Origin of the sequence: Salinibaculum salinum (genome assembly GCF_037645885.1) — an archaeon.
GTDB lineage: Archaea > Halobacteriota > Halobacteria > Halobacteriales > Haloarculaceae > Salinibaculum > Salinibaculum salinum.
Genome location: NZ_JBBENW010000006.1, coordinates 134,383 through 147,062, shown reverse-complemented (window position 1 = coordinate 147,062; position 12,680 = coordinate 134,383). Strand labels below are relative to the sequence as shown.

Annotated in this window: 13 protein-coding genes; 5 read left to right on the top strand and 8 right to left on the bottom strand. The window is 63.8% G+C overall.

Annotated elements, in window-relative coordinates; translation table 11 throughout:
- Positions 1-19: 19 nt before the first annotated feature.
- The 4 genes from WDJ60_RS07775 to WDJ60_RS07760 form a co-directional block, all read right to left on the bottom strand.
- Positions 20-1,873, bottom strand: coding sequence for an acyl-CoA dehydrogenase family protein (locus WDJ60_RS07775; RefSeq protein ID WP_340099788.1), 1,854 nt, complete (start codon positions 1,871-1,873; stop codon positions 20-22).
- 44 nt (positions 1,874-1,917) lie between these two features.
- Positions 1,918-2,742, bottom strand: a complete 825-nt coding sequence (locus tag WDJ60_RS07770) for a hypothetical protein (RefSeq protein WP_340099787.1) — start codon at positions 2,740-2,742, stop codon at positions 1,918-1,920.
- A gap of 45 nt (positions 2,743-2,787) precedes the next feature.
- Positions 2,788-3,702, bottom strand: coding sequence for an arginase (gene rocF / locus WDJ60_RS07765; protein WP_340099786.1), 915 nt, complete (start codon positions 3,700-3,702; stop codon positions 2,788-2,790).
- Positions 3,703-3,778: 76 nt separating this feature from the next.
- A complete protein-coding gene (locus tag WDJ60_RS07760; RefSeq protein ID WP_340099785.1) occupies positions 3,779-4,696 on the bottom strand; it encodes an NAD-dependent epimerase/dehydratase family protein in 918 nt (305 codons plus the stop codon).
- A 128-nt stretch (positions 4,697-4,824) separates the two neighbouring features.
- Here WDJ60_RS07760 and WDJ60_RS07755 point away from each other — a divergent pair, with 128 nt between their 5' ends.
- From WDJ60_RS07755 to WDJ60_RS07740, 4 genes are all read left to right on the top strand, one after another.
- Positions 4,825-5,358 (top strand): Rrf2 family transcriptional regulator, encoded by a 534-nt coding sequence (locus tag WDJ60_RS07755; RefSeq protein ID WP_340099784.1) that lies wholly within the window; start codon positions 4,825-4,827, stop codon positions 5,356-5,358.
- A gap of 122 nt (positions 5,359-5,480) precedes the next feature.
- The gene (locus tag WDJ60_RS07750) at positions 5,481-6,647 is read left to right on the top strand and encodes an NAD(P)/FAD-dependent oxidoreductase (protein WP_340099783.1); all 1,167 of its coding nucleotides are present in this window, start codon (positions 5,481-5,483) and stop codon (positions 6,645-6,647) included.
- 310 nt (positions 6,648-6,957) lie between these two features.
- Positions 6,958-7,482, top strand: coding sequence for a hypothetical protein (locus WDJ60_RS07745; RefSeq protein WP_340099782.1), 525 nt, complete (start codon positions 6,958-6,960; stop codon positions 7,480-7,482).
- A gap of 67 nt (positions 7,483-7,549) precedes the next feature.
- Positions 7,550-8,095: a hypothetical protein gene (locus tag WDJ60_RS07740; protein ID WP_340099781.1), complete on the top strand. Its 546-nt coding sequence runs from the start codon at positions 7,550-7,552 to the stop codon at positions 8,093-8,095.
- 3 nt (positions 8,096-8,098) lie between these two features.
- Here WDJ60_RS07740 and WDJ60_RS07735 read toward each other — a convergent pair whose 3' ends face one another.
- Both WDJ60_RS07735 and cdd read right to left on the bottom strand, forming a co-directional pair.
- Positions 8,099-8,950, bottom strand: a complete 852-nt coding sequence (locus WDJ60_RS07735; RefSeq protein ID WP_340099780.1) for a nucleoside phosphorylase — start codon at positions 8,948-8,950, stop codon at positions 8,099-8,101.
- Positions 8,947-9,342, bottom strand: coding sequence for a cytidine deaminase (gene cdd / locus WDJ60_RS07730; RefSeq protein WP_340099779.1), 396 nt, complete (start codon positions 9,340-9,342; stop codon positions 8,947-8,949). The genes WDJ60_RS07735 and cdd overlap by 4 nt, the downstream gene beginning before the upstream one ends.
- Before the next feature lie 92 nt (positions 9,343-9,434).
- Here cdd and WDJ60_RS07725 point away from each other — a divergent pair, with 92 nt between their 5' ends.
- Positions 9,435-10,532 (top strand): molybdopterin-dependent oxidoreductase, encoded by a 1,098-nt coding sequence (locus WDJ60_RS07725; RefSeq protein ID WP_340099778.1) that lies wholly within the window; start codon positions 9,435-9,437, stop codon positions 10,530-10,532.
- On the opposite strand, the gene WDJ60_RS07720 is transcribed toward WDJ60_RS07725, so the two are convergent.
- Positions 10,533-11,879, bottom strand: coding sequence for a phosphohexomutase domain-containing protein (locus tag WDJ60_RS07720; protein ID WP_340099777.1), 1,347 nt, complete (start codon positions 11,877-11,879; stop codon positions 10,533-10,535).
- Between the two features lie 53 nt (positions 11,880-11,932).
- Positions 11,933-12,646: a hypothetical protein gene (locus tag WDJ60_RS07715; RefSeq protein ID WP_340099776.1), complete on the bottom strand. Its 714-nt coding sequence runs from the start codon at positions 12,644-12,646 to the stop codon at positions 11,933-11,935.
- Between the last annotated feature and the right edge of the window lie 34 nt (positions 12,647-12,680).

Genomic DNA, 12,680 nt, shown 5'->3' with positions numbered 1-12,680 from the left:
ACCCACTAGTGAGTACCGGCTATTTTCGAACCAGTCTCTCGGGCGGAACCGACCCGTAGCGAGCGATAGCGTCGAAGTGGTCGTCGCCGGGCGTCTCACCGCTGGTGATACCGTCGGCGTCCTCGGATTCGAACCGGTCGCGAACGAACCACTCGGCGACCAGCGCTTTCCGGGCGTTATCGGCCTCGTCGAGTTGGTGCTGAGCCTCAGCGACGAGGATAGCTCCAGAGACCACGTCGAAAATCAGGTCCGCGAGGCGCTTTGCGTGGTACTGCGCGTAGTCTGTGTCCTCGCCGGCGAGCGTCGCGAGTGCGGTCTGGAGGTCGTGGAAGGCCGCTTCGACGGTATCGGCGAGTGCTTCGAGGGCGGAATGCTCGGCCGCGTCGAGGTGATTCGTTACCAGCGGGAACAGCGCCTCGTGGGCATCCTCCCGATCGAGCGCGCGGAGCACGTCGAGCGAGAGGATGTTCGAGGTTCCCTCCCAGATTGGGAGGACCTGAGCGTCCCGGAGAAGGCGGTGGGTGATGCGGTCGCGGACGTAGCCGTTGCCGCCGAGCACCTCCATCGCGTACGAGCAGGTGTCGACGACCATCTCGCCGGTCCTGTACTTCGCAATCGGGACCAGCAGTCGCATCAGTTTGTAGGCGTCCAGCCCTTCGTCGTCAGGGTACTGGCGTTCTCGCGGCTCACCGCCGCTCGAATTAATCGCAGAGCCACGCTCCGCGCGCTCTCGCCGGTCGTACCACTTCGCAGATTCGAAGGCAAACGCCGCGGCAGCCTCGTAGTCAACAGTCATCTCGACGAGGTCGCGACGAAGCAGCGGATACTCCTGAATCGTCTCGCCGAAGACCGCCCGATTGGCGGCGTGGACCTTCGCCTCCAGCAGCGCCCGGCCCATCACACCGACGGCACCGGTCGCGTTGGTGAGGCGCTCGTAGTTGAGCATCTCCGTCATCTGGCGGAAGCCGTTGCCCTCCTCGCCGACGAGATAGCCCGTCGCGCCCTCGAATTCGATTTCGCCGGTCGGCACCGAGAGCGTGCCGAGTTTGTCCTTGAGACGGCGAAAGGTCGCAGCGTTGAGCGTCCCGTCAGGCAACTCACGCGGGACGAGAAAGAGCGAGAGACCGTCTGTTCCGTCGGGCGCATCGGGCGTGCGAGCGAGCACGAGCGCGCCCTGGGCGTCGATGTTCGAGCAGAACCACTTCTCGCCGGTGAGTTCGTAGGCGTCGACGACGTCGCCGTCCGCCCGAAGCGTCGCTGCACCCTCGCCGTCGGCCTGTGGAACCGCGAGCGTCTCGTTTGCGCCGACATCGGAGCCACCCTGTTTTTCTGTGAGAAACATCGCTCCCTCGATATGGTCCTCGGAGTCGGCGGCGGTCAACCCCTGGAAATAGTCGTCGAGGCTCCCGTCGTCGAACTTGTCGAGGACGATCGCCGCGCCGACGGTCATCGACGCCGGGCAGGCGAAGCCAACGTCAGTGTAGCACAGCAACGTCTGCATCGTCAGCGGGTGGAGCAGCCCCACCGGGTTGTTGCGGTTCGGCGGCGCGTGAAAGGCGTCGTGCGTCAGTCGAAAGTCGTCGTAGGTGATGCGCTCGTTCTCGAACTGCAGCGGGTGATACTCGACGTGGTTCTGGACCTCGCCGTCCCCGTCGTAGGTGTGGAGTTCGGGTTCGTTCCGGTCGACGATATCCGAGTTGTCCGCGATTGTCTCCCCAACGGCGGCGCCGTACTCGTCGAGGACGCGCTCGGCCCACTCGAACTCGCCGTCGGGGTAGACTCGGCGGGCTTCGTACCGTACCGTCGGGTCCCACGCCCAGTAGTTACACTTTCCCTCCGCCAGTTGGCCGTATTCCAGCGGCTCCCGTGTCATGCTACCACGGTACGAAAAGCAGCGGTATAACACTAGTGCGGCCCTCAGACCAGGAGGAAGCCGATACCAGCGGGAACACCGACAAAGAGGAGACCTGCCAGCGTGAGACCAACACCACGCCGGAGGAAGTGACGCCTGATCGTCGCTTCACCGCCGTCACCGAGGACGAACGGAAAGCCAAAGAGTCGCTGGTTCACCGACCGGTCGGCCTGTTCGCGGACGACAGCATCGGGGCCACCGTAGCCACCCACCGTCTCGTCGTCAGTCGTCGCGTGACCGGCGACGTACACGTCTTCGCCAACGTCGACGCGAGCCTCGCGGACGCGATACTTGCTCCCGTAGCCAATATCGGTGACGCCAACGTCGAGGCTCCCCGCACGGTGCTCGACGCCGACGGCATCGAAGAACGCCGCCGTGTGACCGGTGGCTTCCTCGCCGCGGCCGACGCTGGCGACGACTTCCTCGTCGAGAACCAGATTCGCTCCGTCGGGTTCGACGCGGATATCACCGACAGGTGAGTCGACGACGAAGGGCCGGACTGTGGTCCGGGATTCGATGGTGTTCCAGCTGCCGCCGTGTTGGCTGGTTTCGTACTTCTGGGCCTGGATTTCACAGACCAGGCACGCAGTCCGACTGACAGCAGCAGTGAATGGCGTGGACTCGTCAGTTGGTGCAGCGGGACCAGTCACTTCGAGCAGCCCGTCAAGGCCGGCGCGGAACTGATTGGCGTCGCCCCGGCTGAGAACCCGCCAGCGCCAGAGCGAAAGGAGACCAGTACCGAGGAAGGCGAGGCCGACGAGCAGTGCACCGGCGAACAGAACAACCACGAGCCACGGGACCGATCTGGGAGCCGCGAGCGGGAGGACCATGCCGACCCTGTCGGAAGCAGCCTACAAATATCTCCCAGGTTCTTCTCAGAGAATTCGCTGGCCGAGCGCGCTGGCGACGAGTTCGCACGCCAACTCCGCGGTCCGGTTGTGCTGGTCGAGAATCGGATTTACCTCGACCACCTCGAAGCTGCACAGTCGCGGTCCGGCGTTGCTGTACAGGAGTTCCATCGCGGCGTGGGCCTCACGGTAGGAAATGCCACCACGAATCGGCGTCCCGACACCCGGTGCTTCGTTGGGGTCCAGACAGTCCATATCGAAGCTGACGTGGAGCTGTTCCACGTCGCGCGTGGCGACGTCGACTGCCTCCTCGACGACTTCTGTGATTCCGCGCTCGTCGATGTCGGTCATCGTGTACGCGGAGACTGAACTCTCGTTGATATGGGTCCGTTCGCCGTCATCCAGGTCGCGAAGGCCGATGAGAGCGATATTCTCCGGGCGGACACGGGGAGTATGCGTCCACGCGTGGTCGGCGAAGGGACCGACGCCGAGGATGGCGGCGAGAGCCATCCCGTGAACGTTGCCAGATGGCGTGGTTTCGGGGGTGTTGAAATCGCCATGGGCGTCGAACCAGACGATTCCGGTGTTGCGGTCGTCGGCGATCCCTGCCGCGGTGCCAATGGCGATTGAGTGGTCCCCGCCGAGAACGAGCGGGAACTCGCCATCGTCGACTGTCGCCGACACGGCTGTCGCCACGTCCTCACAGACGGCCTGCGTCTCGGTGAAATACTTCGCTCGCCCTGCCTTGAAGTCGTTGTCGTCGGGGTCGCGCTCCTCCGGACGCGGGACGGCGATGTCTCCACCGTCGACACAGGACTGCCCGATGGATTCGAGCTGGTCGGCCAGTCCGGCATAACGGATGGCAGAAGGACCCATATCCACACCACGTCGATTCGCCCCCAGGTCCATCGGCACCCCCAGTATCCGGACGGTCTGCTCCATAGTCTAGCGGTCTCTCGTCCTGATACAAAAGGAATCGGGACGCCAGCGAAGAGACCGCCTTCCAGATCCGACTGTCCTACTTGTACTGCGCGCAGACGCGTTCGATACCTTCTTCGAAGTCGATTTCGGGTTCCCAGCCGGTCGCGTCGTGCATCTTCGAGTAGTCTGCGCAGGTGTCGTGGACGTACACGTCGTCGGGAATCGGATTTTCGACGTACTCGGGTTCCACGTCGGTCCCGAGTTCGTCGTTTATCATCTCGACGACGGTGTTGAAGTCGTATGCCTCGCCGGTACCGAGGTTGTAGATGCCGTTGAGGCGATGGTCGGCGGCCAGTTCGATGCCGCGGACGATATCCGAGACGTGGGTGAAATCGCGGGTCTGCTCGCCGTCGCCGTAGAGTTTCGGGGCGATACCGTTGGCCACGTCGTCGGCAAACTGGGCGATGACGTTGGCGTACTCGCCTTTGTGTTCCTCCGCGCCGCCGTAGCCCTGATAGACCGAAAAGAAGCGCAGGCCAGCCACGTCCAGCCCGTAGTGGTTACGGAAGTACTCGCCGTAGCGTTCACGGGCCATCTTCGAGGCTTCGTAGCCGGTGTTGACCGTCACCGGCATATCTTCGGGCGAGGGGTCGGTCCGGGAGCCGTAAATCGAGGACGTCGACGCGTAGACGATGGTTTCACAGCCGTCGCGGCGGGCCTGATCGACCGTGTTGACGAAGCCTTCGACGTTGACCCGCGCGCCGCGCGTGGGGTCGTCCTCGTGCATCGCATACGAGGAGAGCGCGGCGAGGTGAAAGACCACGTCGACGTCAGTCGGAAGGTCATCCTCCGTGACGCTCGCATTCACGAACTCGACGCCGTCGTCGAGGTTCTCGGGCGTTCCGAGATAGCAATCGTCGAGCGCGATGACCTCGTTGTCCGTCGCAAGATGATTGGCGAGATTCGAGCCGATAAATCCCGCACCGCCGGTGACGAGTACGCGTGCATCGTTCATACCCGGACCACCCGGAGGAGGGACAAAAGTAGTTCTCATTCGTTACAGCGACAAACACTCCCTCGGAAGTTCGTTCGAAGGTAATACCCACCGTCGGACTTAAGGAAGCGACTACCGAACTTGACCTTATGTCATCAATCGAACTCACACCGAGCCAGAAGACCATCCTGCAGGAACTGGTCAACCTCTACCGCGAAGACGAGACAGCAGTAAAGGGCGAAGACATCGCAAACCGGGTCAACAGAAACCCGGGGACGATTCGCAACCAGATGCAGAGCCTCAAGGCCCTCCAGTTGGTCGAGGGGGTACCGGGCCCGAAAGGTGGCTACAAGCCGACAGCGACGGCATACGACGCACTCCAGATTCAGGATATGGACCACGCCGCCGACGTTCCGCTCTTTCACAACGGTGACCTCGTCGAGGAGGCGAACGTCGAAGAGATAGACCTCACCAGCGTGCAACACCCCGAAGCCTGCCGCGCCGAAATCAAACTCCGTGGCTCTATCGCGGACTTCCACGAAGGCGACAAGATAACCGTCGGTCCGACACCGCTCTCGAAACTCCAGATTATCGGGACACTGGAAGGGAAAGATGGCACAGATAATGTACTTATTCTGACTATCGACGACATGCAGGCCCCGGTAGACGAACCCGAACACTGAATCTGAACTCCATCGAGAGGTGTTTCTCGACAGTATTTGCCATCTAGAGGTGCGTGCTAACAGTGGCCGTGAGGCATGGCGATTTCGTAGCCTTTGTATCAGCGGGTCACTGAGGAGGCGATATGACGGAACACGTCGTTGTCCTCGGTTCGGGGTATGCCGGGGCAGGCGCTATCAGGAGCCTCGAATCGGCACTTGACGGGGAAGCAGACGTCACCTGGGTTTCAGAGCACGACTACCACCTGGTTCTCCACGAATCCCACCGCTGTATCAAAGACCCGAGCGTTCAGGAGAAAATCACGATACCTGTCGATAATATTAAATCACCGTCGACGCGCTTCGTGGAGTCAGCGGTCGTCGACATCGACACCGACGAGCGAACCGTCGAGCTCGCTGACGCCGACGACGTAAGTTACGATTACCTGCTGGTCGGTATCGGTTCCCGGACCGCCTTCTTCGGTATCGACGGCCTCCGCGAATACTCACACACGCTCAAAGGACTCGACGACGCGCTCGGCATTCACGAGGATATCACCGAACAGGCCCAGACGGCGACGCCAAGCGACCCCGCGCAGGTCGTCATCGGTGGTGCGGGCCTCTCCGGCATCCAGACTGCCGGCGAAGTGGCGGAACTCCGCAACGAGCGCAACCTCCCCATCGACATCCACCTCGTCGAGGGACTAGACGAGGTGCTCCCCAACAGCGACCCCGACCTGCAGGGTGCGCTCCGCGATCGACTCGAAGCCCGCGACGTGAACATCATGTGTGGGGAGTTCATCGGCGAGGTCGACGACGAGACCGTCTACATCGGTGAAGATATCGAACTGGACTACGACGTACTCGTCTGGACCGGCGGTATCACCGGTCAGGAAGCCGCCGAGGACTGCAACGTCGAGAAAGACGAACGCTCCCACCGCCTGCACGCCGCACAGGATTTCCAGACCAACGACGACCGCGTCTTCGCGCTCGGTGACTGCGCGCTCGTCGACCAGCCCGGCGAGGACCCCGCACCGCCGACGGCACAGGCCGCCTGGCAGGCCGCCGAAGTCGCCGGCAAGAACATCGCTCGCTCCATCCGCGGCCAGCCACTCCAGAAGTGGAAGTACAAAGACAAAGGGACCGTTGTCTCCGTCGGCGAATCGGCCGTCGCTCACGACGTCTACGTCGTCCCCTTCTTCGATACCTTCGGCGGCTTCCCCGCGAAGTTCCTCAAGAAAGCCATCGCAACGCGCTGGATAAAGGACGTCGACAGCACCGGCCGGGCGCTGAGTGCCTGGTCGGATATGTGACGACTACTTTTTTCGGCGTCCTCAGAAATCTTCGATTTCTGATGGGCTGCACGAGAGCTTCGAGAGCTTCGCTCTCGTGAACGGCGGGTGTCGCACGCGAGCCGACGGCTCGCGGCGCACCGCTTGCCGAAAAAACATAGTGAAAAAGGCTGCTCGCGGACGGTAGAGCGCTCGCAGATGCTAACTTGGTACCGACCGCACAGCAGACCTGCCCTCCCCCGAGTCGTGCGGGTCGCACGGCGACCACACACTCCTGGCCCAACTGTTCCAGACCAAACGCTCTTATCGCTTCTCTCCGACACGTTTCCCGATGGGAACGCTAACAGACGTAGGGCCGGCGGGACTCGTGCCAGCAGCGTGGGGGGTCACCATCGGCGCACACACCACCTCGCTCGTCTCCGACCGGACGCTCCTGATTGCACTCGCTGTTATGGACGTTCTCCTGCTCGCGTTTTTGCTAGCCGCGTACTCGGAGATGGACGACCCCGTCCTGCGCGCGTGGCGGGGCGTTCTCGCCGGCGGCTTCCTCGTCACCCTTGCCGGAACTGTCGGTCTGGCACTCGACCCGAATCAACCGGTACTGCTGGCCGTCTCCCTCTACGGCTGGATGGTCCTGCCGGGGCTCGCGTACGTCCGGACCGGCAGGTTGGTCACGGAAACGCCCGCTCGGTACGTCTACGTCGCCGCAGCGGGAACGTCGCTGGCTGGCGCAGTACTGTACGCCGTCGGCCATCTCGGCGGTGTCGAACCGGCGGTCACGACAGTCGTCGGTCTCGCCGTCGTCGGTATCGGCCAGACGGCCGGGATCGTCACCGCCGCCGCGCAGAACACCTGACCGACAGTCGGGTCACACTGAATTGGCGAGATTGATACGGACGGAACTGGACAGCCTTGCTAACGAGATGGCACCGGAAGTCTTCGAGAAGACGTGGGAGCGAATTGCACTGCTGGGGTGTCTGGTGACCGCCGCTGGGTCGATTCCGGTCTGGTTCACACTCCGTATCGACGAGGGACTCGCCGCGCTGGTCGACGAACCCGAGCGGATAACCCGTGGCGGTATCGATGGTGATGGCGTCCTGACGCTGACGTTCGCCGCAGTGGTCGTCGTGGCGCTCGTTTTCGCCACCTACCGCACCGATACCGGGCCGGGATGGCGAACGAGCACGTTCACGCTGCTCAGCGGCCTGGGTTCCGGAGTGATTGCCGTCCTCGCCTACCTCGATGTCCAGGCAATCCAGGACCGACTCGCCACCTACGAATCCCAGGGCGGCATCAACGGAACGCTCGCGGAGAACCTCTCGGTCGACGTTCACGTTGCACTCTACGCTGTCATGGCCGGGAGCGCCCTCGTCGTTCTGGCGGGCCTCGTCGGGACGGTACAGGAGATTCGTGCAGAAGACGGCCCCAGAATGGTCAGCGAACGCGGTTCGGACGGCGGTCCCGAGTAGCGCCTACAGCCCCAGTCCGGCATGCCACGCGTCGGCACCGGACTCGGCGACCTGTTCGTCCATCTCGGCGAGCATCGCGACTGCCTTGCTCGCGGTTCTGGCCGCACGGCGCTCGCCCTCGACGCGGAACTCGCCGGTCGTTCGGTCAGCGTACACCGTACAGACCGCACCGGCGCGCAACCCGTAGATGTTCGCCAGCGTTAGAATGGCGCTGGCTTCCATCTCGAAGTTCAGGACGCCGGCGTCTTTCAGCGCCTCGATGTCCCCCTCGCTCCCGCGGGCGCGGAACCCGCCGAATCCCTCGCGGCTCTGCCCGGCGTAGAACGAATCCGTCGAGGCAGTCAACCCGACGTGGTAGTCGTAGCCCAGTTCCTCGGCGGCCGCAGCCAGTGCCGCGACGACAGCGTGGTCGGCGACGGCGGGGTAGTCCTCGCGGATGTACTCCTTGCTCGTCCCCTCCTGCCGGACGGCACCGCTCGTGATAATCAGATCGCCGATGTCCGTCTCCGCCTGTATCGCGCCACAAGACCCGACTCTGATGAAGGTGTCCGCGCCGACGCGGGCGAGTTCCTCGACGGCGATTGCCGCGCCCGGCGAGCCGATACCCGTCGACGTGACAGAGATCGGCGTGTCGTCGATGGTTCCGGTCGCCGTGCGGTACTCGCGGTGGTTCGCGACGACCTCGCTGTCGTCCCACTCGCCCCGTATCTTTTCGACGCGGTCGGGGTCACCCGGCAGGAGGACGCTGTCTGCTACCTCGCCGGCTGTGACTTCGAGGTGGTACTGTTCGTCCTCGCTGGGGTCCTCGGCTCCGACACCATCGGCCCCGCTGTCTTCGTTCCGGCCGTCACTCATCGCTCGACTCCCAGGTGCTCGGCGGTGATGGTTTCCGGGAGCAGGTCCCCGAGGTGATACGTCCGCACGTTCTCGCCACCGTCACAGTGGATGGGGAACTCCTCGCCACAGAACTCCGCGAGCGTCTGGCGGCACATCCCGCAGGGAGTGACGCCATCCTGTTCGCCCGAGGAGACGGCGAGTTCGTCGAATGCGCGGTGGCCAGCAGCGACAGCCGAGCCGACTGCGACCTCCTCGGCGTGGAGGCTGTTGGAGTAGTTCGCGTTCTCGACGTTACAGCCGGTAAAAACGGTGCCGTCGGCGGTTCGAAGCGCCGCGCCGACGGTGTATTCCGAGTAGGGTGCGTACGCTTCGGCCCGTGCCTCGCGAGCCGCCTCGACCAGTTCGTGCATATCCGGAGTGTCGGTCGGGAGGGACAAATAGCCAGTGTGCACCGGTGGCGACGACCGGACAATCCAAGCACATCCGGCCCAAATTGTGAACTGTGAGCGCGAACCGCCTCGACCGACTGGCCCCACCCGCCCGGCTGGTCGACTGGTCGATTCTGGGGCTCGTCACGCTGGAGGTGCTCTCCGGACTGGTGAGTCTCACCGCCGGAACGCCCGACTGGGGCTGGCTGTTCATCGTGCACTCTATCGGCGGGTTCACGCTCGTCATCATGCTATTCTGGAAGTTCCGCCGGGTTCGGCCGCGGGTGACGCGGCGGTCGCTGTGGGACAGTGGCACGCCGGTTTCGATACTGCTTGGAACGCTCGCGGTTGCCGCGCTCGTGACCGGACTGCTGTGGACGCTGACCGGCACGCTCAGAATCGGACCCTACACGCTCCTGACGGGACACATGCTGCTCGGAGTGCTCGTCGTCCCCGTGCTGTTGTGGCACCTCCGCCACCGGTTTCGGCTCCCGCGCCGACGCGACGTGGACGGGCGGCGAGAGGTGCTCCGATACACCGCGCTGGTGGGCGTCGGCGCGCTGACGTGGCGCAGCCAGGAACTCGCTAGCAATCTGTCCGGGTTGGCGGGCGCAGACCGACGGTTCACCGGTTCGTCCGACGCCGGCGGCGAGGGTAACAGCTTCCCCGTCACCTCGTGGGTGGCCGACGACCCCGATCCGGTCGACACCGCCGAGTGGCAACTCCAGGTAGGCGGACTGACCGACGAGGAGCGGGCGTTCGAATACACCGACCTGACGCCCGGCGGTGCGGGGAGCGACGATGTCGCGACTGGCACCGACGAGCGCGCCCTGCTCGATTGTACGAGCGGGTGGTACGCCGAGCGCGACTGGCAGGGCGTCCGCGTCGGCGACCTCCTCGCTGCAACTGGCACGACAGACGACGCGCGCTGGGTGCGCTTCCGGTCGGTGACTGGCTACCGATGGAGCCTCCCGCTCGACGAGGCGCGGGACGCGCTGCTCGCGACGCACGTCGACGGAGAGCAACTCACGCACGGCCACGGTGCGCCGATCCGGTTGGTCGCACCGGGCAGACGGGGATTCCAGTGGGTGAAGTGGGTCGATAGAATCGAAGTGACCCGCGCGCAGGATTTCGGACAGTGGCTCGCTATCTTCGTCAGCGGGTTCGACTGATTACTGCTCGATGGCGCGTTCGACGGTATCAACGACTGTCTCGACCAGCGAATCCACGTCCTCGCTCTCGGCGTAGACACGGACGTAGGGTTCAGTCCCACTGGGACGGACCAGCGTCCACGAGTCGTCGGGGAACGTCAGTCGCACGCCGTACTCCGTCTCGACGCTCGCCTCGGAGAACTGTTCGGGAAGCGTCGTTTCGAGTCGGTCCATCGCCGCGGCTTTTTGTTCGTCGGGACAGGAGACACTCTCTTTCCGGTATGGTCGTTCTGTGACTGGTTCGCGGAGCGCAGCCAGTCCGTCGACAGCGACCAGTCGCGCCAGCACGGCCGCTGAGACGACGGCGTCTATCCACCCGCCGAACTCCGGATGGACGTGTTTCCATGGTTCGGCTGCGAAGACGACTGCCGTCTCGTCGTCACCGTCGGCGCGAACGCGGGCGATGCCTTCGTGCAGTCCACCGAGGTGGATGCGTTCCGTCCGTCCGCCAGCGGCATGGACGCGCTCGTCGATGCGCGCGGAGGCGTTGGGCGTCGTCACGACGACGGGGTCGCCGGCATCGCTCTGTCGAGTGTGGTGTTCGGCGAGGATAGCGAGCACGGTGTCCTCGTGGACGATTTCGCCAGCAGCGTCGACGACGACGATTCGGTCGGCGTCACCGTCGTGGCCGATACCGATGTCGGCGTCGCCGTCGGCGACGAACGCGCGGAGGTCCGCGAGGGTCTCGGGCGTCGGTTTGGAATCGCGGGCGGTGAAGTGCCCGTCGATGTTCGCGTTGAGTGCGACGACATCGACTCCGAGGTCGGTCAGTACTTGCGGTGTCGCGAGACTCGCCATCCCGTTTCCGCAGTCGACTGTGACGGTGAGCGCCGTCGGGTCCGCGCCGAGTGAGGCCGCAAATTCGGTGACAGCAGAGCGGTAGTCGGGGAGCGGGTCGGCACGCGCCGTGGTTCCCCAGCGGTCCCACGCGGTCTGTCCCGTATCGTCGGCGACGCGCCGTTCGATTCGTGCTTCAGCGTCGCTGTCGTACTCGCTGCCGTCGACGAAGAGTTTGATACCGTTGTCAGCAGGCGGGTTGTGGCTGGCAGTCAGCATGACACCGCGGCGGCCCCGAGACGCGTACGCGAGCGTCGGCGTCGGAACGGTCCCGACGCGCTCGACGGTCGCGCCCGCGGATTCGAGTCCGGCAGTCATCGCAGCGGCGAGTGCCTGACCGGTCTCTCGGCCGTCCCTGCCGACCACGAACTCGGTGCCGTCCACACCCGCCGCACGCCCGACCGCGAGCGCGAGCGCGGGCGTCACCTCGGTGACGGGTCCCCTGATACCAGCCGTCCCGAACAGGTCCATATCTGGGATTTAAACTGCCAGCATATATAATCCGGGCGACCTGGTCGGACGCGTCAGGTCTCTGCTTTGCCGTCGCCGTCGGCCGCCTCGCCGCTCTCGGTCGACTCGTCGTTTCCATCCGTCGTCGTGCCGTCGCCGACAGCTTCCTCCACTTCGTCGAGTTTCTCCTTGACCTCGTCGACCTCCTTCGTCACCGTCTCCTCGACTTCCTTCGCCACGTCTTCGGTCACCGTCTCTTCGACGTTTTTGGCGACATCTTCCGTGACGGTCTCCTCAACCTCCTTCGCGACATCCTCGGCCACCGTCTCGGTGACCTCTTCAGTCACCGTCTCTTCGACGTTTTTGGCGACATCTTCCGCGACAGTCTCGGTCACCGTCTCTTCGACGCTCTTGGTCACGTCTTCCGCGACAGTCTCGGTCACCGTCTCTTCGACGTTTTTCGCCACGTCTTCCGCGACGGTCTTCTCGACGTTTTTCGCCACGTCTTCGGCCACCGTCTCGGTCACTTCTTCGGTCACCGTCTCTTCGACGCTCTTGGTTACGTCTTCGGAGAGGTCCGCTTCGACTTTCTCGGCGACTTCTTTCGTCATCCATTCGGGGTCGTAGCGACCCATCTTCCAGACGACGTGCAGCGTATACGAGAGTAAGACGCCGAGCCCGAACGCGATTCCGGTACTGTTTCCGACGACGACCATGAGAACGACGGCGGCGAATATCAACAACCCATACGAGAGGTCGACAATCGAGTCGACACGATTCGGATTCATCTACAGGAGTATCGGAGACGATACTTGAAAAAGG

Excerpts from the sequence above, each read along its gene's own strand:
- WDJ60_RS07720 (WP_340099777.1), bottom strand. The coding sequence starts at position 11,879 with ATGGACCTGTTCGGGACGGCTGGTATCAGGGGACCCGTCACCGAGGTG.
- WDJ60_RS07760 (WP_340099785.1), bottom strand. The coding sequence starts at position 4,696 with ATGAACGATGCACGCGTACTCGTCACCGGCGGTGCGGGATTTATCGGC.
- WDJ60_RS07715 (WP_340099776.1), bottom strand. The coding sequence starts at position 12,646 with ATGAATCCGAATCGTGTCGACTCGATTGTCGACCTCTCGTATGGGTTG.
- WDJ60_RS07745 (WP_340099782.1), top strand. The coding sequence starts at position 6,958 with ATGGGAACGCTAACAGACGTAGGGCCGGCGGGACTCGTGCCAGCAGCG.
- cdd (WP_340099779.1), bottom strand. The coding sequence starts at position 9,342 with ATGCACGAACTGGTCGAGGCGGCTCGCGAGGCACGGGCCGAAGCGTAC.
- WDJ60_RS07735 (WP_340099780.1), bottom strand. The coding sequence starts at position 8,950 with ATGAGTGACGGCCGGAACGAAGACAGCGGGGCCGATGGTGTCGGAGCC.
- rocF (WP_340099786.1), bottom strand. The coding sequence starts at position 3,702 with ATGGAGCAGACCGTCCGGATACTGGGGGTGCCGATGGACCTGGGGGCG.
- WDJ60_RS07770 (WP_340099787.1), bottom strand. The coding sequence starts at position 2,742 with ATGGTCCTCCCGCTCGCGGCTCCCAGATCGGTCCCGTGGCTCGTGGTT.
- WDJ60_RS07755 (WP_340099784.1), top strand. The coding sequence starts at position 4,825 with ATGTCATCAATCGAACTCACACCGAGCCAGAAGACCATCCTGCAGGAA.
- WDJ60_RS07775 (WP_340099788.1), bottom strand. The coding sequence starts at position 1,873 with ATGACACGGGAGCCGCTGGAATACGGCCAACTGGCGGAGGGAAAGTGT.
- WDJ60_RS07740 (WP_340099781.1), top strand. The coding sequence starts at position 7,550 with ATGGCACCGGAAGTCTTCGAGAAGACGTGGGAGCGAATTGCACTGCTG.
- WDJ60_RS07750 (WP_340099783.1), top strand. The coding sequence starts at position 5,481 with ATGACGGAACACGTCGTTGTCCTCGGTTCGGGGTATGCCGGGGCAGGC.